We start from the raw sequence: 25,086 nt of genomic DNA on the forward strand, positions 1-25,086 counted from the left end.
CTGATGACATACGCAAAGCGATTTATACAACGAATGCCATTGAATCACTCAACAGCGTCATCCGAAAAGCGATTAAAAAGCGTAAATTGTTTCCAACGGATGATGCGGCAAGAAAAGTTATTTTCTTAGCGATTCAGGATGCATCAAAAAAGTGGACAATGCCGATTCGAAATTGGAAAGCGGCGTTAAATCGATTTATGATTGAGTTTGAGGATCGACTTAGACCCTATATTTAAAACTGGGCGGATACACAGAAATATTTACAGGGTCTCATAATGTGCTATTTCCTTATATACCCTTCACGAATGATTTCTAGGTTTTGTTATCTTCACTCCTCACCCCAATCACCTATTAATATAGGTTCATGGGCCTTCGTCACTCGATGGCCGCACCATCAGCATTAGAAGAACCAGGATGCTCTTCTAATGCATGATGAAAATTAACGCTTTACCGATTAAGACAACTTTTGCTGTAAAAGCTGATTTACCTGTCCTGGGTTAGCACTGCCTTTCGAGGCTTTCATAACTTGCCCCACAAAGAAGCCAATCATTTTCTTACGTTTGGCATCATCCGCTGCTTTATATTGCTCAACTTGTTCAGGATGCTGGGCAATAATCTCGTCAACAATAGCTGCAATGGCATTGGTGTCGGTGACTTGCTTTAATCCTTTAGCCTCGATCACTGCATCAACATCATCAGCACCTTCCCATAATGCCTCAAATGCAGTTTTAGCGCCTTTACCATTAATGGTTTGATCTTTTAAGCGGCTAAGTAATTTGGCTAAGCGATCTGCAGGTACTGGGCTTTCTGTAATCTCCAGGTTATTTTTATTCAGTCTTGCTGCTAATTCACCCATCATCCAGTTGGCTGCCAGTTTGGCATCATCACACTGCGTTGCCACTTGCTCAAAATATTCTGCTGTTTCTCGCTCTTCCGACAAAATCGTTGCGTCATACTCGCTGAGTTTAAACGCATCCATAAAGCGTTGGCGTTTTTGTTCTGGCAACTCAGGCAATCCATCTCTTATAGACTTCAAGTCTTCATCTGTAATGATGACGGGCAATAAGTCAGGGCAAGGGAAGTAGCGGTAATCATTGGCCTCTTCTTTGCCCCGCATGGAGCGAGTTTCATCACGCTCGGAGTCATAAAGGCGGGTTTCCTGCACAACTTTATTACCGGCCTCAAGTACATCAATTTGTCGCTCTATTTCATAGTTAATGGCTTTTTCAATAAAGCGAAATGAGTTGACGTTTTTAATTTCGGCACGGGTACCGAGGGTGGTTTCGCCTTTGGGGCGAATCGATACGTTGGCATCGCAGCGCATGGAACCTTGAGCCATGTTGCCATCTGAGATGCCTAAGTAACGAATCAGGCCATGAATATACTTTAAATAAGCCACGGCTTCTGTTGCTGAACGCAGGTCTGGCTCTGACACTATTTCCAGCAGTGGTGTACCTGCGCGGTTAAGGTCGATACCTGTCATCCCATGAAAGTCTTCATGGAGCGACTTACCTGCATCTTCTTCCAGGTGAGCACGAGTCACCCCAATGCGTTTAATTTCACCACTTTCTAAAGGAATATCCACATAGCCTTGTCCCACAATCGGTAAATCCATTTGGCTGGTTTGGTAGCCTTTGGGCAGGTCTGGATAAAAGTAATTTTTACGGGCAAATATATTGGTTTGATTAATGTGAGCATGTATACCCAAGCCGAACATGACGGCCATGCGAACTGCTTCAGCGTTCAGTACAGGCAATACGCCAGGCAAGCCTAAATCCACTGCACAGGCCTGGGTGTTTGGCTCTGCACCAAAAGCAGTGCTGGCACCTGAGAAAATTTTTGACTTAGTTGCAAGTTGTACGTGAACTTCCAACCCAATAACCGCTTCCCATTGCATGATTGCTATAACCTCGTTGTTTACCTTGTTGATTAGTCAAGTGCCGCAGGGCGTTGGCGGTGCCAATCGGTGGCTTGTTGGAATTGATGGGCAACTTGCAGTAGTTTTGCTTCAGCAAAGTAGTTGCCAATGATTTGCAAGCCTACGGGTAAACCATCCACCAAACCGGCTGGCACTGACATAGCAGGCAAACCAGCCAGGTTAACTGCGATGGTATTAATATCTGAGGCATACATAGCAACGGGGTCATCCATTTTTTCGCCAATATTAAAGGCGGTAGTGGGTGCTGTTGGGCTCATAATGACGTCTACGTCATTAAATACATTCGTAAAGTCCTGTTTGACCAAGCGACGAATTTTTTGGGCTTTAATGTAATAAGCATCGAAATAGCCAGCTGATAACGCATAAGTGCCGACTAGAATACGACGTTTAACTTCAGCACCAAAACCTTCACCACGACTACGTTTATAAAGGTCTTCTAGATCTTTTGGCGCTTCGCAGCGATAACCATAACGAACACCGTCAAAGCGTGATAAGTTGGAGGAAGCCTCAGCCGGAGCAATGACGTAGTAGGCCGGTAGTGATAAAGCGGTATGCGGCAGGCTGACTTCTTTGATGGTTGCGCCAAGTTGGCGATAGACATCAAGTGCAGCATGAATGGCTTTGCTGACATTACTATCAATACCCGCTGAAAAATACTCTGTTGGCAACCCTATCGTCAGACCTGTCAGTGGCTGACTAAGTGACTCGGTATAGTCAGGTACAGGCTGATCAACACAGGTTGAATCCTTGCTATCAAAACCTGACATCACATTTAGGAGGAGTGCTGCATCTTCTGCAGAACGCGTCATTGGGCCTGCTTGATCTAAACTAGAAGCAAAGGCAATCATTCCCCAGCGAGAGATACGGCCATAAGTTGGTTTAATGCCAGTGATACCACATAGCGCTGCAGGTTGACGAATAGATCCACCGGTATCTGTGCCTGTGGCTGCGGGTGTGAGTTGGGCTGCTACGGCTGCTGCAGAACCACCGGATGAGCCTCCGGGCACACGTTTGATATCCCAAGGGTTACAGACTGAGCCAAAATGGCTGGTTTCATTGGATGAACCCATGGCAAATTCATCCATGTTGGTTTTACCCAGGGTGATAAAGTTGGCTTGACTGAACTTTTCGGTGACGGTTGACTCATAAGGCGCAATAAAGTTAGCCAGCATTTTAGAGCCACAGGTTGTTTTTATACCCTTGGTGCAGAAAATGTCTTTATGGGCAATAGGGATACCTGCAAATTGATTCGCTTGACCACTGGCTCTGAGTTGATCTGCCTGTTTGGCTTGATTCAAAGCGTCTTCTTCGTTAACCGTAATAAAACTGTTGTATTTTTTGTCAAGTTGATTAATTCTGGAGATATAGTGTTGCGTAAGTTCTACGCTGGAGAATTTTTTATCAGCCAGCCCATGAACCAGCTCAGCGATTGTCAGTTCGTGCATTGCAGCAATATCCTGTTGAACCATTAGCCTTTAATCATTAGCTGTCTGGAACAGTTTCTCATTGAGTGCTAGGCAGCGCCGAATTCACTCTATGAGCTACCCAACAAATAGGGTATGTAACAGCTAGATGCAAAAAAGTGATGGTTTATCTATCTTTGGTGTAGCGGTAAATACTTTGCGGTATTGTTAAATAGTATTGGTGTGGTTATTCGATAACGTTTTACTCGATAACTTTAGGCACCAGGTATAGCCCATTTTCGGTTTGGGGTGCCAGCTGTTGAAAGTGGTCACGCTGGTTAGTCTCAGTAACCTCATCACTACGCAAGCGCTGAACAAGTTCAAGCGGGTGGGCTAAAGGCTCGATATTGTCAGTATTGACAGCCTGCATTTGATCAACCATGTGTAAAATGTCTTTGAGGGTAGCGGTGGTGTTTTCAATGTCTTGTTCATTGATCGCGATGCGAGCCAAGTGGGCAATACCTTCCACATCTGAGCGGTCAAGCGCCATGAGTATCTCCACAAATTGGGTTGAGAATTGCTTATCATAGACAATTATACCTGCAGGCTAAAGTGAAAAGCATACAGATACAGTACAAAATAAGCAGTTTAATTTAGGGGTATTAATACATAATCTCAAGCCGAAAAATGTCTATACCTCGATGAATGTGTATTGAACTTGCTCAAACTTGCTGCCGTTGTTAGAGTTCGGCAGCATTGGTTTTAGTTTTTTTGTTGGGAAGATAGCGACGCATGCTAAAAAAATTACGGGGATTTTTTTCCAGTGACCTGTCGATAGACCTGGGAACCGCCAATACCCTCATTTATGTTCGCGACAAAGGTATTGTACTGAATGAACCTTCAGTGGTGGCCATTCGCCATCATGGCAACCAAAAGAGTGTTGCGGCCGTGGGGATGGACGCGAAACGGATGCTTGGACGGACTCCCGGCAATATCACGGCTATTCGGCCACTTAAAGATGGGGTTATTGCTGACTTTAATGTAACTGAAAAAATGCTTCAGCACTTTATTAATAAGGTACATGAGAATAGCTTTATTCAGCCTAGCCCCAGAGTGTTGGTGTGTGTGCCTTGCAAGTCTACCCAAGTCGAACGTCGAGCAATTCGTGAGTCGGCCTTAGGTGCTGGAGCACGCGAAGTATACTTGATTGAAGAGCCGATGGCGGCAGCTATTGGTGCCGGTCTTCCGGTAGAAGAAGCTCGTGGTTCTATGGTGGTGGATATTGGTGGTGGTACCACGGAAATCGCAATTATTTCATTAAGCGGTATTGTTTACTCTGAGTCAGTTCGAGTTGGGGGGGATCGCTTTGATGAAGCCATTGTCACTTATGTGCGTCGTAACTATGGCAGTCTTATCGGTGATGCCACCGCGGAACGAATTAAACAAGAAATCGCTTGTGCTTACCCAACAGAAGAATTACGTGAAATAGATGTCCGTGGTCGTAATCTTGCCGAAGGTGTGCCCCGTAGCTTCACCTTAAACAGCAATGAAATCCTTGAAGCGCTGCAAGAATCCCTGTCTGCTATTGTGCAATCTGTTAAAAGTGCGCTTGAGCAGTCACCTCCTGAGCTGGCATCCGATATTGCAGAGCGTGGTATGGTACTCACAGGTGGTGGTGCATTACTCCGTGGTTTTGACCAGCTGCTTAGCGAAGAAACAGGTTTACCTGTGGTAGTGGCAGAAGACCCACTGACCTGTGTTGCCCGCGGTGGTGGTCGAGCGCTTGAAATCATGGATAAACATGCAATTGATTTGCTATCCACTGATTAGCTTGTAAGCTATTCCCCTTCATCATTGGGATATATAGTGCTAGGGCCTGTTAACACTAAAATATAGCTGCATGCTTGAGTGGGGCTGATGAACATATCTGGCTTCCACACATCTCTGTAAATGAATTGCCCAATACCTTCTGATGCGGTATTGGGCTTTATTTGTTATTTTTTTGTGACATATAAGAGGTCTTTCTATTAAGTCGTTATTTGCTAAACAGCGGTCTTTGGCTACACGACTGTTTTTGTGTGTTGTGCTTTCTGTAGCATCAATGATCGTTGATCACAAATATAATTATTTGGACACTGTACGTGCATGGTTAACAGTGATTGTGACGCCTATTCAGTGGGTGGCTGACATTCCTGCGCGAATGTGGGGCATGGCGGATAATGCACTACAAACGCGGGCTGAGTTACTGGAAGAAAATGCTCGCCTGGAAGCCAAAAATTTAATACTAGAACGAAAGCTGCAAAAACTGGCAGCGCTGACGGCACAAAATATTCGTTTACGTGAGTTACTAAACTCATCTCGCTCCATTGATGAAAAAGTACTTATTGCTGAGTTAATGGGGATTGACCCTAACCCTTACACCCACCAGATTATTGTCAATAAAGGTTCACTGGATGGTGTCTATGTGGGCCAGCCGCTACTGGATGCTAAGGGGCTAATGGGGCAGGTTATTACTGTCAGCCCATTTAGCAGTCGTATTATGCTGATTACTGATACTCACCACAGTATTCCTGTTCAGGTTAATCGTAATGGGGTTCGTGCTATTGCAGTGGGAACAGGTAAGCTGGATGAGCTGGAACTAAGGCATGTGCCGGATACTACCGACATTCGTCAAGGTGATATTCTGGTGAGTTCGGGGTTGGGACAAAAATTTCCGGTGGGTTATCCGGTGGGGGAAGTTATTTCAGTTGTCCATGATCCAGGTAAACCCTTTGCTGTAATTAAAGTAAGACCTGCCGCTAAGTTAGATCGTAGTCGACATGTGTTGTTGGTGTTTACCCATCATCAAACACAAGCGTTGACTGATGAGATTATACAGGAAGACCAACGTGACGCTGCAGAAAGCTAATCGCTCTTGGATAATTTGGGTCACGTTATTTATGGCCTATGTGTTGTGTTTACTGCCGATGCCTTCCTGGCTAGCCATTGGACGACCTGAGTGGTTAGCAATGGTTGTCATTTATTGGGGAATGGCCCTGCCAGAGCGTATGGGCATTTTCACCGCTTGGACACTGGGTATCTTGCTTGATGTTATGCAAGGCGTGCTGTTAGGACAAAATGCATTGGGTATGGTGGTTGTGGCGTATGTTGCATTACGTTTGCATCGCCGGATTCGGGTTTTTCCTTTATTGCAGCAGTCGCTTTTTATTCTGGTACTAGTGGGTATTTATCAGTTGATTAGTTTATGGGCGCGATCGGTTGTCGGTCGTATGCCGCCTAATTTGTTGTTTATGATGCCTGCTGTGGTGAGTGCCGTATTGTGGCCCTGGTTATTTATTATTCTTCGAGATATTAGAAGGCGCTACAAAGTGTCCTAAGTATATTTTTTGCTGTGACTATGTCCTCTTAGCAAACAGCTTGCAACGCTAGGGTTAGCATTGCTAAGGCTAGTTATACGGTACATTTAGTATTGCCTAAGGGGACATTGCTAGTTGTTCTTTCCGCTACTTTCGCGTTAAATCTATAGTCTATTAGCGTACTACCTCAGTATTGGCCCTTTTTTGAGCGGGGTTAGTTGTTTACTGCCACGGTATGTGCTGAATTAGTGAGATGCGATGAATTAGCTAGAGCGATCTTATTTTATATTGGTTAGTCTTATACCACTCGTGTAGTCCCTTGTGGATTTTGTTTGTGCTAGCACAAAGAGGCATTGATGATTTACCTCGCTTCTCAGTCGCCAAGGCGCCAGGAACTGTTAAAGCAGATTGGTGTTAAGTATGTGGTTATTTCAGCTGCAATTGATGAATCTCCCTATGCTGGTGAAGTTGGAGAGGCCTATGTGCTGAGGATGGCAAAGGAAAAAGCAGATGCTGGGTGGCACACATTGCAGGCTAAGGCGAATGCCGTAGTTAACAGTGCGAATAGCCCTTTTGTTTTAGCGGCAGATACCAGTGTCATTGTCGATGGCTGTATTATGGGGAAGCCCAAAAGTACAGCAGATGCGCAGGCAATGCTGATGCGTTTGGCCAATCGCACGCATCAAGTTATAACGGCAGTTGCCGTGCAATCTAGCAACCAGCTGGAAACCCGCTTGAGCATCAGCAATGTTACTTTTCGTGCGCTGACAGAGGCAGAGGTACAAGCTTACATAGAGAGTGGTGAACCTTTAGATAAAGCTGGTGCCTATGCTATACAAGGGCTAGGTGCAGTTTTTGTGCAACATTTAGCGGGCAGTTATTCTGGAGTGATGGGACTGCCCTTGGCTGAAACGGCTGAGTTACTCCAGTTAATGGGTGTACCCACAGGGCTTTCATCTTGGAGAAAACAACTAGAGCGTGCAGATGAGTGAAGAAATACTGATGAATATCACACCCATGGAGTCGCGGGTGGCTGTGGTAGAAAACGGTGTACTGCAAGAGGTGTACATCGAACGCACTCAACGTCGTGGTATTGTTGGTAATATTTATAAAGGCAAAGTAGTCAGGGTATTGCCAGGGATGCAGGCAGCGTTTGTCGATATTGGCTTAGAGCGCGCTGCGTTTATACACGCCAGTGAGATTATTCCTAAAAATAATGATGCGAAGGAGACTGAATCTTCCTCAAGCAATGACACTGAACCTCACATCAGTTATTTAGTCCATGAAGGTCAATCCATAGTGGTTCAGGTTACCAAAGATCCTCTGGGAACCAAAGGTGCTCGACTGACAACTCATATTTCTATTCCTGCTCGTTATCTTGTGTTTATGCCTCACACCAACCATGTTGGTATCTCGTTACGTATTGAAGATCAGCAGGAGCGTGAGCGGTTAAAGGTGATGGTGGAAACGCTCCTTGAGGAGCATGGGCTTCAAGATAAAGGCGGCTTTATTCTTAGAACGGCGGCTGAAGGTGTCGGTGAAGCGGAAATACTAAATGATATTTTTTTCTTGCACCGCTTGTGGGATTCAATTTCAGAAAGTATTGCTTCCATTAAAGCACCTGTTGCAGTTTATGAAGATCTTCCTCTTTATTTGCGTACTTTAAGAGATCTGGTTGAGCCTATCATTGAAAAGGTTCGTATTGACTCTAAAGAAACCTACTTAAAGGTACTTAAATTTGTTAAGAAATTAATCCCGCAAATTGAAGATCGTGTTGAATACTATCCTGGCGAGCGTCCCATTTTTGATTTATACAGTGTTGAGGATGAAATACAACGTGCGCTCAGCCGAAAGGTTCCACTTAAATCTGGCGGCCATCTGATTCTTGATCAGACTGAAGCGATGACGACTATTGATGTAAATACAGGGGCTTTTGTTGGTCATCGTAATCTGGAAGAGACTATTTTTAAAACGAATTTAGAAGCAGCCACAGCAATAGCCCGTCAGCTCCGTTTGCGCAATCTTGGTGGCATTATCATCATCGATTTTATTGATATGGAAGATGAGGAGCATAAACGACAAGTCTTTCGTATGCTGGAAAAAAACCTTGAGCGTGATCATGCGAAAACCAATATTACAGGGGTTTCCGAGTTAGGTTTAGTGGAAATGACCCGTAAACGGACGCGTGAAAGTCTGGAAAATGTGCTGTGCGAGCCTTGTCCAACTTGCCAGGGACGCGGTTCATTGAAAACTCCAGAAACCGTTTGTTATGAAATATTTCGGGAGATCCTTAGAGAAGCAAGGGCTTATGATAGCGATACCTACTTAGTATTGGCGGCACAAACTGTGGTGGATCGCCTACTGGAGGAAGACTCTGGTAATGTCGCTGACCTGGAAGAATTTATTGAAAAAAATATACGTATTCAGGTTGAACCTATGTATACCCAAGAACAATTTGATGTTGTCTTGGTATAAAGCAAGTTGCGTGTAATTTTATATTCCCTAACGAGCCTTCGTTTGGGATATAGGCTTGGTGTTTTGGATAGCTAAATGCTTTGGATTACCCGTTGGTTTTCTCGAATTGTTTGGTGGCTTGCAGTCACTTTGGTTGTGCTTGTAGCACTTTATGTCAGCCTCGGGCGTTTTCTTCTGCCACACTTATCAGACTACCGTGAAGAATTGGCTCAGACACTGACAGAGTACTTTAGTGCTGAGGTGTCAATTGGGCAGTTAGCGGGGAGTTGGCAAGGGTTTAATCCAGCATTGGTTGCGACTGATGTTGTGGTTAAAAGCCCACAAGCCCCCCAGCAAAATGCACTGTCTGCAAAGCAAATCATCCTATCCTTTGATACGTTAGGCTCCATTTTGGCGGGGTCGTTAGTGTTTGAGCAGCTGGAAGTGAATGGTGCCAATGTCCAGCTACAGGAATACAGTGCAAAGCAGTGGCGCTTGCGAGGCTTTCAGGACACTCGCACTGGGGAAAGTGACTTTAGCCTGATTTCGAAGCTTATTTTACAGCAAAATCGCCTGCATCTACTGGACAGCACTGTTTTATTTGAGCCTTTACAAGGCACAACTCAAGCGCTGAGCGACGTTCAGCTGACATTTGAAAATACCCGTCAGGGGATTCATGTGACTGGCTCTGTTCGGGATAGTCATGCAGATCAACCTTCTGGACAGATATCGATTGCAGCCAAAATAAGTCAATGGGGGAAGACCTGGCAAAAAACTATACTGTCCGCCATGCTCGATGTTGAGGGTATTCACCTAACGCCCTGGTTTGCTATGTTTCTTCCTGAGTCTGTTCAAATGAATGTAGAACAGCTTAATGGGAAGCTATGGATAACGTGGAATGGGCAACAGTTAAATGCACATAGTAAGCTTGATCTGACTGAGGTCAAGGGCCGTTGGGCTGACTACCAACTGCCTGTCATCCAGCATTTCAAGATTAACAATAGCCAGCTACAGTGGTCTTCCAGTCAACAGTGGCAGTGGCGTGCTAAAGATTTAGCACTTGCGGTAAATAATCAACCGCTGTTAACGCTGCCATATATATCAGCAGACAGCCAGCTAACCGAAGTTACACGACTTAAACCGCCTACTACTCAAAGAGATGTTGCTCAGCTCACAGCAACAACACAAAGCAGTCAGCCTGATTCTGTTAATCGCTCTAATCAAACCCTGACTAAGACACCACAAATTACTTTGGCACTTTCCGAAATTGATTTGGCTGCGCTGAAGAATATAACACTTTCCACCCAATGGCTGCCCAAAGAAGCACACCAGTTGTTGAGTACGCTAAATCCGGTAGGGAAATTACGACAGGTGTGGTTGGACTGGCAACCCGCTAACACATCCGCTTTTGTTGCCAGTGCACGCTTAGATCAAGTAGGTGTTGATGCATGGGAGAATGCCCCTTCTGGCTCAGGTATTTCAGGTTATACATTGATCACACCCGCCCAGGGCGTGATTTTGCTGGACACTAAACGCTTTAGTTTGGGTATGGAAAACCTGTTTCGTAGGACCTGGTACTACGATCAGGCGGCGGGGCGTTTAGAGTGGCGTATTTTTGATAACCAGTATGAACTTTATACCCATGACGTAGCCTTGTCAGGGGATGATGGGCATTTTAAAGGGCAATTTAGGCTCCAGTTTCCCTTTGATGATAGACCTGCACAAGTGGCTTTAACGGTTGGCGTGACAGATGGCGATGCCCAGTACACTGGTCAGTATTTGCCAGCACGAGGAGGGATATCTGAAGAACTGGTCGCCTGGCTTGATCAAAGTATTAAGCGGGCAGATATTGAGTCAGGCGCATTTGTTTATAACGGATCTCTTGACCCTGAGGATTTAGATTCTGCCAGCAATTTTGGTTTGTTTTTTAAGATTAGCCAGGGAACCTTGCAGTATGACCCTGCATGGCCAGTGGCTAACGGCTTGAAAGCACTGGTGCATGTCAGTAGTGATCACTTGAATGTTGAGGTCGAAGAGGGGGGGATATACACCAATAGCAAAATTGATGGTTTGCAGGTAACTGCAGATTTTACCGCGTTGGAAGATAACCAACCGCTAGTGCTGAATTTAACTGGTAATGCAAAGTTGGTGGGCAGTGATGCAAATAAGCTTCTTCATGAAAGCCCTATAGCTGAAGCGTTAGCTGAGGTTGATGTGCCATGGTCTGTTGCGGGTGACTATGATGTCAATCTAGGTTTAAGCATACCACTTGAGGAAAAGGCACAGCCAACGGGGGCGGTCGATATTGGTGTAAAAAATGGCCAAATAAAATTGCCTAAACAGGCTATCCACTTCGACAAGATTAATGGTGCTCTGCGCTATGAAGCTGGGCAGGGCATGGTTGCGAAGGATTTAAGGGGAGAGTTTTTAGGTAGTCCATTGGCTGCAAAGCTAGCGGTGAAAAAAGAAAAGCAACAAACCGTGCAAACTATTCAGCTGCAAGGCCCTATACAAAGCCAGTCATTAATGAGTTGGTTGGGTGCACCGAAGCCTGTTCAGCAAGTGGTACAAGGCAAAACTGATGTTACAGCTGAACTAAAAGTGTATGCATCCCAGAAGCAGGCTCCACAATTAACCATTGAAACGGATTTACAGGGGGTTGGCTTAAACCTGCCTATTCCTTTTGCTAAATCTCCCAGTGAGAAGCGCCTATTACGGTTGAGCATTGCTTTTCAAGAGCCTTTGCTGCTGAGGGGAATGCTTCAAAATCAACTCAGTGCAGCACTATTACTGGGTAAACAGGGTTTAGTCTCAGCCAATCTGCTGGTGGGCCGCAGTGGGTTGATTTCGCCTATACCCAGAGGGATTCAAGTGGCGGGCTGGTTACCTGTGCTTGATGTTAGTCAGTGGCAAAAGCTATGGGTTGGCTTTGACAATGAGGGAACGCCATCGATTAAACCCGTCACTATTCGCAACTTCGCGATAGATAAGTTAATTGCAGCAGAACAGCAGCTAAACAAAATCAATGTGTCGCTGCTGACGATGAGGGATCATTGGCGAGTGTTACTGGATAGTGCTGATTTAAAGGGGCAGGTCAATATGCCTTTTACTCAAGCTCAACCTATGGATATCTGGGTTGATAAAGCGGTGATTCGAAGTCTTGCGGACAAAAAAGTAAGCTCATCCAAAAGCAATCAGGATACGACAATACAGCCGCAGTCTATTCCTGCGATGAACCTTCGAATACATGATTTAACACTGGACAAGCGAAAGATTGGCTCATTATCCGCGAATATTCGTCCAAATCCAAAAGGGCTTCAGGTACAAAATATCGTCGGGGATATGCAGGGGCTTTCCATTACAGGGGACTTGTCGTGGAATTATCAACGAGGTTTTCATCGTTCGTTTTACAAAGGTGTGATGCGCGCTAAAGATATTGGCAAAGTCCTCGAAAACTGGGGGTATGCAGCGACACTGACCAGTAAAAAAACAAAAATTTCTATTGATGTCAATTGGCCCGGCTCACCAATGGCTTTTGAGTTAAAAACGCTCACGGGTAAAGTGGATAGTAAAATAGAGCATGGTCGTTTTGTGGAAACTGAGCGTTCTGCCAATGCGTTGAAACTGCTGGGTATTCTTAATTTTAATTCAATTGCTCGACGTTTACGCTTAGATTTTTCTGACTTATTTTCCTCTGGTGTGAGTTTCGATAAGTTCAAAGTTTATGGGCGTTTTAATGGAGGGATTCTGACATTTGATAAGCCCGTAACCATCGAGGGACCCTCAGCCGATTTTCAAATGGATGGAGTACTTAATTTTATTACGAATAAGGTTGATGCTTTTCTGGTAGTTACCCTACCAGTGACGGACAATTTACCCATTATTGCAGTACTGATGGGTGCTCCCCAAGTAGGCGGTGCCATTTATTTATTTGATAAGCTACTCGGTAATACCGTCCAACAGTTTGCCAGTGCGCGCTATCGTTTGACGGGAACACTGACCGATCCAAAAGTGTCATTTGATAAAATATTCAGTGCTGACACACAAAAGACGAATAAAGGGAAGAAATGAAACATAAAGTAGCTGCTGTACAAATGAACTCTGGTATGGATGTCGCAGAGAACTTAACGCATTCTGAGCGCTTAATTAGTCAGGTCGCTCGACTCGGTGCTCGTTTGGTGGTGTTGCCAGAGTGTTTCGCTGCGTTTGCTGCATCTGATATGCTAGCCATAGGGCAGGGGGAGCAAACTAATGAAGGGCCTATTCGATCTTTTTTAGCGGAGCAGGCAAAAACTCATAAAATCTGGCTGGTAGCAGGCTCTATTCCTTATTTTCCAGAGGGGCAAACAGATGATCGCTGCTTGGCCAGCTGTTTTGTCTATAATGATCAGGGAGACGAAGTCGCGCGTTATGATAAAATCCACTTATTTGATGTCAATGTGGATGACAGCAAAGGGTCGTATCGGGAGTCAAAGGAGTTCCTGCCAGGTAAACATCTTGTCGTTATTGATACCCCGTTTGGTCGAGTAGCACCCGTCATTTGCTACGATTTACGTTTTCCAGAAATATTCAGGAAGCTGGCTGAGCAGCACGTCGATATTTTTTGTATTCCGTCTGCGTTTACGGCAGTTACAGGTGCTGCGCACTGGGAAACATTAGTAAAAGCTCGCGCGATTGAAAATTTTAGTTATGTGATTGCCGCCAATCAGACAGGTATGCATGGGGATAAGCGTGAAACCCATGGTCACTCAATGATTGTCGATCCTTGGGGACAAGCAATTGCTTCTACCACAAAAGGTGAAGCCGTTATTCTGGCTGATATTGATTTACAAAAAGTCAAACAAATTCGTGATCAGATGCCTTCATTATCGCATCGATGTCCTTATGAACTGGCTGTGATCAAGAAATAGGTTTCTTATTATTTATGACTGATTTATTACTCTCTGCAAAAGAACAACTGTTGATGCCTGCTGAGCTCACAGAAAATCATGTTGCCAATATTATTGATGGCATGTTGGGTCATCAGATTGATGCAGCAGACTTATATTTTCAAAACTCGCGTTTTGAGTCTTGGGTTTTAGACGATGGCATCGTTAAAGAGGGCAGCTTCAATGTTGATCGTGGAGTAGGTGTGCGCGCCATGAGCGGTGAGAAAACTGGCTTTGCTTATTCCAATGAAATCATTCTTCCCGCATTAAATCAGGCAGCAGAAGCGGCTCGGTCGATTGCAGTACGAGGGCAAACTCAGTCAGTACAGGCTTGGCAGCGTTCACGCCCGTTAGCACTGTATCCTGCCAGTAATCCTCTTAATGTGATGACACAGCAGGATAAGGTAACACTGCTAAAAGATATGGATCAGCAAGCACGACAACTGGATCCAAGAGTAAAACAGGTGACGGTTAGTTTAGCGGGAGGCTATGAAACAGTCTTAGTCGCTGCGAGTGATGGTACTTTAGCAGGTGATGTAAGGCCATTGGTGCGTTTAAATATTTCTGTGATTGTAGAGCAGGATGGGCGTCGTGAGCGAGGATCTGCTGGTGGTGGAGGGCGCACGGATTACCAGCTATTTATCAAAGAAAATCGTGCTCAAGATTACGTGCGTGAAGCTGTGCGTCAGGCGCTGGTCAACCTTGAAGCAGAGCCTTCTCCAGCAGGTGCTATGCCTGTGGTGCTGGGACCTGGCTGGTCTGGTGTATTGCTCCATGAGGCTGTAGGCCATGGCTTGGAGGGGGATTTTAACCGTAAAGGTAGCTCTGCATATTCCGGTCGAATTGGTGAGCAAGTTACCTCTTCTCTCTGCACAGTGGTTGATGATGGCACATTACCAGGGCGGCGAGGGTCGCTGAATATGGATGATGAAGGGGTGCCAACCGAGTGTACGGTATTGATTGAAAAAGGTATTCTGAAAAATTACATGCAAGATAAGCAAAATGCTCGTCTGATGGGTATGAAAGCAACGGGTAATGGACGTCGGGAGTCTTACTCTCACTTGCCTATGCCGCGTATGACTAACACTTATATGCTGCCGGGTGAACATGACCCAGAAGAAATAATTGCTTCAGTTGATAGAGGTATTTACGCCGCGCAGCTTGGTGGTGGGCAGGTTGATATTACCTCAGGCAAGTTTGTATTTTCGACCAGTGAAGCTTATTTAATCGAAAATGGAAAAATTACACGGCCAGTGAAGGGTGCTACTTTAATTGGCAATGGCCCTGATGTAATGAACAACATCACGATGGTAGGTAATGATTTATCACTTGATCCTGGTATAGGTGTGTGTGGTAAAGAAGGCCAGTCAGTACCAGTAGGTGTTGGGCAGCCAACCCTAAAAATTGCAGAAATAACTGTGGGAGGCACAGGGGCATAAGCCCCTGTTTATGAGTTATACCTATAGCGCAGGACTATGGTTTTAACCTAAAAAGTTCTGCTGCAGGTCCAGCTCCCGCAGGTAACGAAAGAGTTTACGGCTAGCACTGGGCGGCTTATTGTTTGCCGCTTCTTTGTGAGCCTGTCGGATCAGCTGTCTTACATGTTGAACTTCAACTTCAGGGCACTGTGCCATTAATTCATTCAGGGATTCTTGGCTAGTAGACTCGTCAATTAACCGGTCACGCCAGCGTTCCAGCAAGTGAAAGCGCCGTGCAGATTCTTCGCTGGTACTGTCAAGGCGGTCTAATGTTGCAATAATTGCTTCAGTATCTTGGTCACGCATCAGCTTGCCAATAAACTGCAGGTGGCGTTTTTGGGCATTAAAGCTTTTAATGCGTTTACCTTCTTCCAGGGCTTGGCGTAACCTGTCGTTTAGTGGAAGTTGGTTAAGAATATCTGGTTTTAGCTCTAGTAAGCGCTGGCCTAACGCCAGCAAAGAATGCATTTCACGCTTGAGCTGGGATTTACTTTTATAGTCGTCAAATTCTTCAGGTAAGGCTTCGTCAGTCATCATTCTGCTAAGGAATCTTTGTTACAGTATGGCGCAATTGTAGCCTGAATCATCTTAGTTAACACTACTTGATTCATATACCCAATACGAAGGGTATAATCACGAGCCTGGATCACTTGACTCAGCCTGTTTAACACTAACAAGTTTAAATATATTTATGACTGTGCAACAACATTCTCACTCAATCGATCCTAAGGTCGAGCAAAAACAGCTGGAAAGCCTGGTTGAACAAATTCTAGCTGAAGCGAAACGACAAGGTGCCACAGCAGCTGAAGTCGGTGTTAGCTTGGATACCGGCTTATCTGCCAGTGTCCGTAAGGGCGAGGTCGAAACGGTAGAGTTCAACTGTGATCGAGGCTTTGGCATTACAGTGTATATCGGGCAGCGAAAAGGGTCAGCCAGTACGTCAGATAGCTCATCCCAAGCGATCGAGGATACTGTTGCTGCAGCAGTGAATATTGCTCGATATACATCAGAGGATAACTGTGCGGGGTTGGCTGATCCTGAGCAAATGGCGCAGCAAGTCCCTGATCTGGACTTGTATCATCCCTGGGGTATCAACCCAGAGCAAGCCGTGGAGTTGGCCAAAACGACAGAAGCTGCAGCCTTTCAACAAAGTGAGCTTATCAGTAACTCAGAAGGCTCAACAGTTGCTAGTCATCAGGGCTGCCGGTTGTATGGCAACTCCAATGGCTTTTTGGGTAGCTATTTATCCAGCCGCCACAGTATCAGCTGCGTTATGATTGCCCAGCAGCAGAATGAAATGCAGCGTGACTATTGGTATACCATTGCCCGGAATAGCAATGACCTGCAAGCTGCTGAGCAGGTAGGTATTAAAGCCGCTGAGCGTACAGCAGCCCGCTTGGGATCACGTAAAGTGGAAACCTGTCAAGTGCCTGTGCTTTTTTCGGCGGAGCTGGCGAGTAGTTTACTGGGGCATTTTCTTTCTGCTGTAACAGGTTCTAGTCAGTATCGCGAAGCATCATTTTTGTTAAATAGCCTTGGTCAACAGATTTTTCCTGATAATGTACGCATTCATGAGCAGCCACACTTAAAGGGTGCCATAGGAAGTGCAGCGTTTGATAATGATGGGGTAGCGACTTATGCAAAAGATTTTGTAGCAGATGGGGTGCTGCAAAGTTATATCTTAAGTACGTATTCTGCCCGTAAGTTGAAAATGCAGAGTACAGCAAATGCGGGTGGAGTTCATAATCTTTTCATTGAACCCAATAACCACTCTTTTGAGGATTTGCTGAAAAAAATGGATCGAGGGCTGTTAGTTACAGAGCTAATGGGGCATGGTGTTAATACCGTTACAGGGGACTACTCTCGCGGTGCTGCGGGCTTCTGGGTTGAAAATGGCAAAATCCAGTTTCCGGTGTCAGAGGTTACGATTGCTAGCAACTTAAAAGATATGTTTAGAAACCTGGTTGCTATTGGCAGTGATATTGACTGGCGAAGTAATGTTAAAACCGGTTCGTTGCTGGTTGAGCAAATGACTGTGGCTGGACACTAATCATCATTACCTTTTAAGTTACATTAATTATTAAGTTCCTCTGGTGCTAGCCTCATGCGAAAAAGTATGAGGCTAATCCAAGAAAAGCAACAAAGCCTACAACATCTGTGACTGTGGTTAGTATTACGCTTCCGGCTAATGCAGGATCAATACGCATTGCTTTTAACAATAGGGGAAGCGCAGCACCTGCAATGGCTGCCACTAATAAATTTGCGACCATTGCTAGTGCAATCACAAGAGAAATGATGGGGTCTTTAAACCATAGCATCGCTGCTATGGAGACGACTATGGCCCAAAGACAACCATTCAGGAAACCAACAATACACTCCCGTGATAACAGCCAGCGCACATTGGATTGACCAATTTGGCCAAGCGCCATCGCACGAATGACCAGAGTGAGCGTTTGGCTTCCTGCAATACCCCCCATGCTGGCGACAATCGGCATAAGCACTGCGAGGGCGACGACTTTGTCGATGGTGTCCTGAAACATGCCAATAACTGCTGAGGCTATAAACGCTGTTAATAAGTTAATCCCTAACCAGATTGCTCGGCTACGGGCTGTTTTCATCACTGGAGCAAAGGTATCGGCATCTTCATCCAGGCCTGCCATACTCATCAATGAGTGCTCACCTTCTTCACGGATGACATCAACCACATCATCAACGGTGATACGGCCCACCAGCTTGCCTTCTTCATCTATTACCGGGGCTGAAACTAAGTCTTGGCGCTCAAATAACAGTGCTACTTGGTTGGCTGACATGCTGGCGGGAATAGCCTGGATATCGGTCTGCATGACTTCTCGTACACTGATAGAGGGGTGAGTTGTCAACATTTTGCTGATGGGCAATACACCAATAAATTCATCACGACGATTAACGACCAGTAAAGCATCGGTCATTTCTGGTAGTTCAGGATGGCGGCGCAAATAGCGAAATACAACATCCAGTGTATTACTGGGACGGACAGTAATCATATCCGTATTCATCAAGCCGCCAGCAGTATCTTCTGGATAAGATAAAACCTGCTCTACACGATGACGGTCTTGGGCATCCATGGATGCCAACACTTGTCGGGTAATAGTATCTGGCAGCAGTTGCAGCATATCTGCCAGATCATCGGTATCAATATTTTCAGTGAGGGCTGCCACCTCATCAACATTCATCTGCTCCAGATAAAATTGGCGCAGATCATCACCAAGCTCTTGAAGCACTTCTGCAGCAAGCTCTTTATCCAACAGCTGCCAAATAAGCGTTCTTACTTTGGGGGGGGAGGATTCCAGTAGGTGAGCAATGTCCGCTGAGGTTAGGCTGTTCAGCATCATTGATACTTGGGGGGATACCCCTTGTTCCAGTGCCTCATTTAAGACCTGGATTTGGGTATCGGAAATGCTGCTTTGTTGTTGAGCCATAACCCCCCCTGTTGGGCAGTACAGAAGTTACAGGAAGCATAAGAGCGCAAATTCTAACGAAAATTTGCTATAGGCCAAAGTATCTTCTTGATTTGTTTTGCTAAATCAGAGTATGTAGAGGTTGGAATAGGCACCGTTAAGTGTGTTTTTGCTTGTTTTTGGGTAGTCTTAGTAGTTTGTTAAGATTGGCAAGAGGCAAAAGCAGAGGCTGACTTGGTGGTAACTACTCGCCTTCTTCAAAATAGTTATCAACCAATGCCTTAAGTGCAATAAATGCCTGCTCTTCATCTTTGCCTTCAATAAGGACATCAAGTGTTGTACCTTGGCTGGCTGCTAGCATCATTACAGACATAATGCTTTTGCCGTCTACCATTTTACCTGCTTTACCAACACGAATTGTACTGCCAAAGGCTGCAGCCGTTGTTACAAACTTTGCAGCAGCACGGGCATGAAGCCCTAGCTTATTTATGATGATGAGTTGCTCTTCTATCATGGTGACGGCTGAAGTCTTAACGTTTAATTAAGGAAGTTCTCGATGTCTAACTTGGACGTTACGGTACTTAGCTTGAAAAGAAGATGCAAGCCGTTCAGCTAAATAGACCGAGCGGTGATGCCCGCCAGTGCAGCCTATGGCAACAGTAAGGTAACTTCGATTGCAGGCTTCAAAGCTAGGTAACCATTTCTCAATAAACTTATAAATATCCTCAAACATCACTTCAACTTGAGGTTCAGCCATTAAAAACTCTTTAATGGGTTGATCTTTACCCGTGTACTGTCGTAAATGATTCACCCAATAAGGATTGGGTAAGCAGCGTACATCAAAAATATAGTCTGCATCGTTAGGGGCACCTTTTTTAAAGCCAAAGGACTCAAATAAAAGGGCAATACTATTGTCTTGTTTACTGGCTACCCGTTTATTAAATATATCCCGTAAATCATGCAGGGTAAGTCCGGTAGTATCCATTGTGAGATCAGCCAGGTTAGAGATAGGGTCTAAAACCTGTTGCTCAGCTTTAAGTGCTTCAGCCAATGAACAGTTATGGCTGCTTAAGGGATGTTTTCGCCGAGTCTCACTGAATCGCTTTAATAGCTCTTCATCATCAGCATCAAGATAAATAACTTCTGCATCAACTTGCTGCTGCTTAATTCGGTTAATTATTTCCGGAAAGCGTGATAGCTCTTGTCGTATATTTCGAGCATCAATACTTACAGCTACTCGGTCTAAATACGCCTTTTGCAGCTCTTTCGCTAAATCGGGAAGTAAAACCAGGGGTAAATTATCAATACAGAAAAAGCCTTGATCTTCAAGAACATGTAGTCCCGTACTTTTGCCTGAACCTGATCGACCGCTAATGATAACAAGTTTCATACGACTTTAATCTGTACCCTGGTAGTGAGTCGGCTTTAGTTAATTGCGCCATATTATTATTACACAGCAAGTATAGTGTACACCAAAATGACAGCTTCTTGTTGTAGCCAAGCTACAATGAAGTCCGTCATTTAGTGTAAATAAAGACGAAACGCTAAAATAAGTTGGTTGTGTGTGGCTTGTTAATTGGGAAGAGGAGCAATAGCAAGCTCAAAAAGCTCATGGTTGCTTTGAGCATTACGTAACCGGTTTCTGAAGCTGGCATTTTCAAATCGTTCGGCAACAAGTTGCAAAATCGCCAAATGCTCTGAGGTGGCTTCTTCAGGGACTACAAGTGCAAAAATTAGGTCAACAGGGTGATTATCCATAGCATCAAACTCAATAGGTTCTCGCAGTTTTAGTAAGGCTGCCATGGGTTTATCACAGTTAGTTAATCGGCAGTGGGGCAGGGCAATACCTTTGCCAAATCCAGTGCTGCCTAATCGCTCTCGGGTAATAAGACTATCAAAAAGTTCGCTAGCACCTATGCCTGGCCGGAATCCGGCCAGGATATCTGCAATTTGCTCTAACGTTCTTTTTTTGCTGCCACCCTCAACATCACAAGCGGTGCACTCCGGGGCAAGAATCTGTTCGAGTTTCATTGCGTTTTTACAGTCTCCAGCAATCGCCAGTTTAACGGGCTCCTGCGCCCTGTAAACGGTCAAGGTTTTTCTCTTTGTGTTTTAGAAGTTGACGATCCAACCGATCGACAAGCATGTCAATCGCTGCATACATGTCCTCAGATTCCGCTTCAGCGCGAATATCTGCACCTCGTGTATGTAAAGTGGTCTCAGCTTTTTGTCGAAGTTTTTCGACACTTAAAGTGACTTGCACATTGGTAATGTTATCAAAGTGCCGCTCCAAACGCTCAAATTTATTGATGACATATTGGCGCAGCGGATCGGTAATATCAACGTGGTGACCACTAATGTTTATTTGCATGCATCGATCTCCTAGGTGATCCGATTTACAGTCTATCAGTAGAAACTGTGTACTACTACTGACTCCACACTCCCCTCCTTGAAAAGGGGCTAACTGGGGTGTTTGTCACCCTGTAACACTTTTTTACACCAACCGTTTTCGCTCGTTAGAAGGTGGAATAGAAAGTGATTCTCGGTACTTGGCGATAGTTCGTCTTGCCACTTTTATTCCTTGTTCTTCCAGAAGCTTGGCTATTTTACTATCTGATAAAGGTTTTCGCGCATTTTCCGCTGCAATCAATTTTTTTATGATGGCTCGGATTGCTGTTGATGAGCACTCTCCACCCGATGATGTACTAACATGGCTGGAGAAAAAATACTTCAGTTCGAATATACCACGAGGGGTGTGCATATATTTTTGAGTAGTTACTCTTGAAATGGTTGACTCATGCATACCAACCGCTTCAGCAATGTCATGAAGCACTAAAGGCTTCATGGCTTCTTCACCATACTCTAAAAAGCCTTTTTGATGCTCAACAATACAGCTGGCTACACGCATTAATGTTTCATTACGGCTCTGTAAGCTTTTAATGAACCAGCGGGCTTCCTGGAGGTGATTTTTAATGTAGGTATTATCAGAGCTACTATCTGCACGCTTCACTAATGAAGCGTAGCTGGCATTGATGCGAAGACGGGGAGTGGCATCCGTATTTAGCTCTACAGTCCAACGGTCACTTCTTTTTTGGACAATAACGTCGGGAACAATATATTCAGAGTTCTCGTCTTGAATAACAGAGCCAGGCCGTGGATTTAAACTTTGTATTAGCAAAATCGCTTGCTTTAACTGCTCTTCTTTCAACTTTGCTTTTCGCATAAGTTGATTGTAGTCGTGATTGCCTAATAAATGGAGATACTTTTGGGTAATTAGCTTTGCTTCTTCCAGAAAAGGTGTGTCTGCACTGAGTTGCGTCAACTGAGTTAACAGGCACTCTTTTAAATCACGCGCGGCAACACCAACCGGGTCAAACTGCTTTAATAATCTGTGTACAACAACCACTTCGTCCAGGTCAATTTCTAACTCTGGATCAAAGCTTTCATGAATATCCTCAAGGCTACAGGTTAAATAGCCGCTTTCATCCACAGCATCAATGATTGCTATTGCAATAAGTCGGTCGTTATCACTTAAGGGGGTAAGGTTAAGCTGCCAATGTAAGTGCGACTGAATAGTTTCTGCTGTACTGTTTCTAGCGGTATAGTCAAAGTCTTCGTCGGAGCCGGACGATGAGTTTCCAGTCGAAGGAGGTAATGAGTCATACACATCCTCCCAGGCAGTATCTACCGATAGTTCGGAAGGGATTTGCTCAGCCCATTGGTCTTCATAGAGTGAATCACTGCTTTCGTTTTCTTGATCTTGGGAAGAGTTGTTGGCTGTATCAGTGCTGTTGTCGTCACTACTGGAGTTTGAGGAAGCTTGTTGAGTAAGCTCATTCTGATGTTCATCAGAAGAGTCACTGGACTCGCTATTTGAGCCAGTATCAGAGGTATCTTCAATAAGTTCTAGCAAAGGGTTTGAGTCTAGGGCTTGCTGAATTTCTTGTTGCAAGTCAAGCGTAGACAACTGAAGTAGTTTAATGGCCTGTTGCAGCTGGGGGGTCATTGTCAGCTGTTGGCCCATTTTTAAAACTAGGGATGGCTTCATAGTTAGTTGATTTACCTACACTGCAACAAAGCAAATGCTAAAGTTTATCTATTAGTATGCCACTAACATTACCTGTCGTTGTGGTGAAATAATGCTGCCACATTAATTATTCAGTAAATAGTGAGTGATAATGATGAGTGGCCGCATCTCATACATTAACACATTATATGCGCGACCAGGCTACTTGTCTTAGATTTTGAATTGATGTCCAAGATAAACATCCTTGACTTTTTGGTTGGCCATTACATCACTCGCTGTACCTTGAGCGATTATTTGTCCTTCACTTACTATGTAGGCTAACTCACAAATATCAAGTGTTTCTCGAACATTGTGATCCGTAATCAGTACACCTATGCCTCTTTCTTTTAAGTGAGTGACTATCATTTTTATATCATTTACTGAGATGGGGTCAACCCCAGCAAAAGGTTCATCCAGTAGAATGAAAGAGGGTTCAGTCGCCAGTGCACGAGCAATTTCAACTCGTCGACGCTCACCACCTGATAAGCTCATACCCATACTATTTCTGAGGTGAGTGACATTAAACTCTTCAAGCAGATGGTTAAGTTTTTCTTCTCGTTGTTGACGATTTAAGTCTTTACGGGTTTCCAAAATACCCATTATATTTTCGCTGACGGTCAGCTTGCGGAAGATAGACGCTTCTTGTGGTAAATAACCAATTCCTGCACGTGCCCTGCCATGCATGGGTAGATGTGTAATATTGTGTTCATCTATTTGCACTTGACCATGATCTGATCGAACCAAGCCAACAATCATATAAAAAGTGGTTGTTTTTCCCGCACCATTTGGACCAAGTAGACCAACAATTTGACCACTTTCGATATGGAGTGAGACTTCTTTGACAACTTGACGACCTTTATAGCTTTTGGCCAGGTTTGTGGCTTGTAGAACGGGCATAGAGTTACTTCGTCTTTGTAGGTTGCAGGATCATCTCAACACGTTGCTTGCCGCCAGCTTTTGAAGAGTCGCCTTTAGCATTCACAGTTTGGGTTTTCATGTTATAGTCAATACGCTTGCCTGTGAACTTATTGCCTTCCTGAAATAATTTAGCATTAACAATAATTTCAACTTTTTCTTGAGGAATCATATAGTTGATTTGCTTGCCATAGGCGCGAATCAGTTCTTTGTTAGGTTCAGGCTTTTCTTCATAGTGTGCTGGGCTACCCAGAGCAATCACTTTGTTGATATTTCCCTGTTTGTCAGTATAAATGGTGACTTTGTGACCACTAATTTTTATGGTGCCTTGAGTAATGACAACATTTCCCGTCAGTATACGCACACCATCTTTTTCGGCATTAGCACTATCAGACTTTGCGTGAATTGGTTTTTCTCTATCAGCAGGTAAAGCCCAGGCTGTTTGCTGGCTTATAAGGCTAAAAAGTAGTCCTAGTGTGAAAAGGTTAATCCTGCACTTCATATGTTCCCCTAACATTGGATAGCAACTCCACACGCTCCTCATCTAAATATGCATTCATGCCGACCGCGTTTACAACTGAGTTGTCAGTTTTAATGGTTACTGGACGTTTGGTTTTCGCTTGATTTTGTTCTGCGTAAACAGTCAGAAACTCTGTGGTTATAATCATGCCAGGATTTCCAGTTGTTTTCTGTTCCCTAATTACGACATTATCCCAGAGTTCCATCACATCTCCACCAGGAAGTATCCTTCCTTGCCGTGAGGTCGTATGCCAGTCGCTACTTTGTTTTCGCGTAATCAAAATATCAGGCTGATCAATCAGTGAAATATCATTATGAGGAAAGTGACTTACTTTCTCAGCAACAACAACGTAGTCTTGCTCACCTTTTGTTGTATATTGGGTAATAACAGGAGACTCCATAAAAACATCTGGAGAAACTGCAGTATTTTCTTTTTTATCACTTTTAGGTGCGGTTAAGTTAAATGCATCTGGCTGGTTTAAAAAAGTAAACAAGCCATACCCCAGTATGAGTAATAATGTCAGTGTAGTAATACGTTTTAAGCCCATGGCGAACAAAGCTCATAGCATTAAGAAGTCAAAGACAGTTGCG

23 protein-coding genes are annotated in these 25,086 nt (G+C 44.5%); 10 read left to right on the forward strand and 13 right to left on the reverse strand.

Going from position 1 to position 25,086, the window contains the following annotated elements; translation table 11 throughout:
* On the forward strand, positions 1 to 236 hold a 236-nt coding region (locus F607_RS0109195; protein ID WP_027707857.1), incomplete at its 5' end, for a transposase.
* A gap of 218 nt (positions 237 to 454) precedes the next feature.
* On the opposite strand, the gene gatB is transcribed toward F607_RS0109195, so the two are convergent.
* The 3 genes from gatB to gatC form a co-directional block, all read right to left on the reverse strand.
* A complete protein-coding gene (gene gatB / locus F607_RS0109200; RefSeq protein WP_027707858.1) occupies positions 455 to 1,897 on the reverse strand; it encodes an Asp-tRNA(Asn)/Glu-tRNA(Gln) amidotransferase subunit GatB in 1,443 nt (480 codons plus the stop codon).
* A gap of 32 nt (positions 1,898 to 1,929) precedes the next feature.
* The gene (gatA, locus tag F607_RS0109205) at positions 1,930 to 3,384 is read right to left on the reverse strand and encodes an Asp-tRNA(Asn)/Glu-tRNA(Gln) amidotransferase subunit GatA (RefSeq protein WP_027707859.1); all 1,455 of its coding nucleotides are present in this window, start codon (positions 3,382 to 3,384) and stop codon (positions 1,930 to 1,932) included.
* A gap of 220 nt (positions 3,385 to 3,604) precedes the next feature.
* Complete coding sequence (gene gatC / locus F607_RS0109210; protein WP_027707860.1) at positions 3,605 to 3,892, reverse strand: Asp-tRNA(Asn)/Glu-tRNA(Gln) amidotransferase subunit GatC; 288 nt, start codon at positions 3,890 to 3,892, stop codon at positions 3,605 to 3,607.
* Between the two features lie 242 nt (positions 3,893 to 4,134).
* Here gatC and F607_RS0109215 point away from each other — a divergent pair, with 242 nt between their 5' ends.
* The 8 genes from F607_RS0109215 to tldD all read left to right on the forward strand — a co-directional run bounded on the left by F607_RS0109215 (position 4,135) and on the right by tldD (position 15,519).
* A complete protein-coding gene (locus F607_RS0109215; RefSeq protein ID WP_027707861.1) occupies positions 4,135 to 5,172 on the forward strand; it encodes a rod shape-determining protein in 1,038 nt (345 codons plus the stop codon).
* Between the two features lie 196 nt (positions 5,173 to 5,368).
* A complete protein-coding gene (mreC, locus tag F607_RS28930; RefSeq protein ID WP_211233620.1) occupies positions 5,369 to 6,250 on the forward strand; it encodes a rod shape-determining protein MreC in 882 nt (293 codons plus the stop codon).
* The gene (gene mreD, locus F607_RS0109225) at positions 6,231 to 6,719 is read left to right on the forward strand and encodes a rod shape-determining protein MreD (RefSeq protein WP_027707862.1); all 489 of its coding nucleotides are present in this window, start codon (positions 6,231 to 6,233) and stop codon (positions 6,717 to 6,719) included. Before mreC ends, mreD begins: the two co-directional genes overlap by 20 nt.
* 335 nt (positions 6,720 to 7,054) lie before the next feature.
* Positions 7,055 to 7,690: a Maf family protein gene (locus tag F607_RS0109230; RefSeq protein WP_038290805.1), complete on the forward strand. Its 636-nt coding sequence runs from the start codon at positions 7,055 to 7,057 to the stop codon at positions 7,688 to 7,690.
* A complete protein-coding gene (rng, locus tag F607_RS0109235) occupies positions 7,683 to 9,173 on the forward strand; it encodes a ribonuclease G (protein WP_027707864.1) in 1,491 nt (496 codons plus the stop codon). The genes F607_RS0109230 and rng overlap by 8 nt, the downstream gene beginning before the upstream one ends.
* 75 nt (positions 9,174 to 9,248) lie before the next feature.
* Entirely contained in the window at positions 9,249 to 13,223 is a 3,975-nt protein-coding gene (locus F607_RS0109240) for a YhdP family protein (protein WP_027707865.1), read from the forward strand.
* The gene (locus F607_RS0109245) at positions 13,220 to 14,062 is read left to right on the forward strand and encodes a carbon-nitrogen hydrolase family protein (RefSeq protein ID WP_027707866.1); all 843 of its coding nucleotides are present in this window, start codon (positions 13,220 to 13,222) and stop codon (positions 14,060 to 14,062) included. The genes F607_RS0109240 and F607_RS0109245 overlap by 4 nt, the downstream gene beginning before the upstream one ends.
* Before the next feature lie 14 nt (positions 14,063 to 14,076).
* A complete protein-coding gene (tldD, locus tag F607_RS0109250) occupies positions 14,077 to 15,519 on the forward strand; it encodes a metalloprotease TldD (protein ID WP_027707867.1) in 1,443 nt (480 codons plus the stop codon).
* Between the two features lie 42 nt (positions 15,520 to 15,561).
* Here tldD and yjgA read toward each other — a convergent pair whose 3' ends face one another.
* Complete coding sequence (yjgA, locus tag F607_RS0109255; RefSeq protein ID WP_230400381.1) at positions 15,562 to 16,095, reverse strand: ribosome biogenesis factor YjgA; 534 nt, start codon at positions 16,093 to 16,095, stop codon at positions 15,562 to 15,564.
* A 154-nt stretch (positions 16,096 to 16,249) separates the two neighbouring features.
* On the opposite strand from yjgA, the gene pmbA reads away from it, so the two are divergent.
* Positions 16,250 to 17,608 carry a metalloprotease PmbA gene (gene pmbA / locus F607_RS0109260; RefSeq protein WP_038290807.1) on the forward strand — a complete coding sequence of 453 codons (1,359 nt, stop codon included), beginning with the start codon at positions 16,250 to 16,252 and terminating at the stop codon, positions 17,606 to 17,608.
* A gap of 52 nt (positions 17,609 to 17,660) precedes the next feature.
* On the opposite strand, the gene mgtE is transcribed toward pmbA, so the two are convergent.
* The 9 genes from mgtE to lptC all read right to left on the reverse strand — a co-directional run bounded on the left by mgtE (position 17,661) and on the right by lptC (position 25,043).
* Positions 17,661 to 19,016 (reverse strand): magnesium transporter, encoded by a 1,356-nt coding sequence (mgtE, locus tag F607_RS0109265; protein ID WP_027707870.1) that lies wholly within the window; start codon positions 19,014 to 19,016, stop codon positions 17,661 to 17,663.
* A 223-nt stretch (positions 19,017 to 19,239) separates the two neighbouring features.
* The gene (locus tag F607_RS0109270) at positions 19,240 to 19,509 is read right to left on the reverse strand and encodes an HPr family phosphocarrier protein (RefSeq protein WP_027707871.1); all 270 of its coding nucleotides are present in this window, start codon (positions 19,507 to 19,509) and stop codon (positions 19,240 to 19,242) included.
* A 27-nt stretch (positions 19,510 to 19,536) separates the two neighbouring features.
* A complete protein-coding gene (gene rapZ / locus F607_RS0109275) occupies positions 19,537 to 20,385 on the reverse strand; it encodes an RNase adapter RapZ (protein WP_027707872.1) in 849 nt (282 codons plus the stop codon).
* Between the two features lie 182 nt (positions 20,386 to 20,567).
* Entirely contained in the window at positions 20,568 to 21,089 is a 522-nt protein-coding gene (ptsN, locus tag F607_RS0109280; protein ID WP_230400382.1) for a PTS IIA-like nitrogen regulatory protein PtsN, read from the reverse strand.
* On the reverse strand, positions 21,058 to 21,366 hold the full coding sequence (gene hpf, locus F607_RS0109285) for a ribosome hibernation-promoting factor, HPF/YfiA family (protein WP_027707874.1): 309 nt from the start codon (positions 21,364 to 21,366) through the stop codon (positions 21,058 to 21,060). The genes ptsN and hpf overlap by 32 nt, the downstream gene beginning before the upstream one ends.
* A gap of 123 nt (positions 21,367 to 21,489) precedes the next feature.
* On the reverse strand, positions 21,490 to 23,043 hold the full coding sequence (locus F607_RS0109290) for an RNA polymerase factor sigma-54 (protein WP_027707875.1): 1,554 nt from the start codon (positions 23,041 to 23,043) through the stop codon (positions 21,490 to 21,492).
* Between the two features lie 189 nt (positions 23,044 to 23,232).
* Positions 23,233 to 23,958: an LPS export ABC transporter ATP-binding protein gene (gene lptB, locus F607_RS0109295; RefSeq protein ID WP_027707876.1), complete on the reverse strand. Its 726-nt coding sequence runs from the start codon at positions 23,956 to 23,958 to the stop codon at positions 23,233 to 23,235.
* Positions 23,959 to 23,962: 4 nt separating this feature from the next.
* Complete coding sequence (lptA, locus tag F607_RS0109300) at positions 23,963 to 24,478, reverse strand: lipopolysaccharide transport periplasmic protein LptA (protein WP_027707877.1); 516 nt, start codon at positions 24,476 to 24,478, stop codon at positions 23,963 to 23,965.
* Entirely contained in the window at positions 24,462 to 25,043 is a 582-nt protein-coding gene (lptC, locus tag F607_RS28935; RefSeq protein ID WP_051311212.1) for an LPS export ABC transporter periplasmic protein LptC, read from the reverse strand. The genes lptA and lptC overlap by 17 nt, the downstream gene beginning before the upstream one ends.
* Positions 25,044 to 25,086 lie beyond the last annotated feature (43 nt).

The sequence above is a fragment of the Zooshikella ganghwensis DSM 15267 genome, assembly GCF_000428585.1.
GTDB classification, from domain to species: Bacteria; Pseudomonadota; Gammaproteobacteria; order Pseudomonadales; family Zooshikellaceae; genus Zooshikella; species Zooshikella ganghwensis.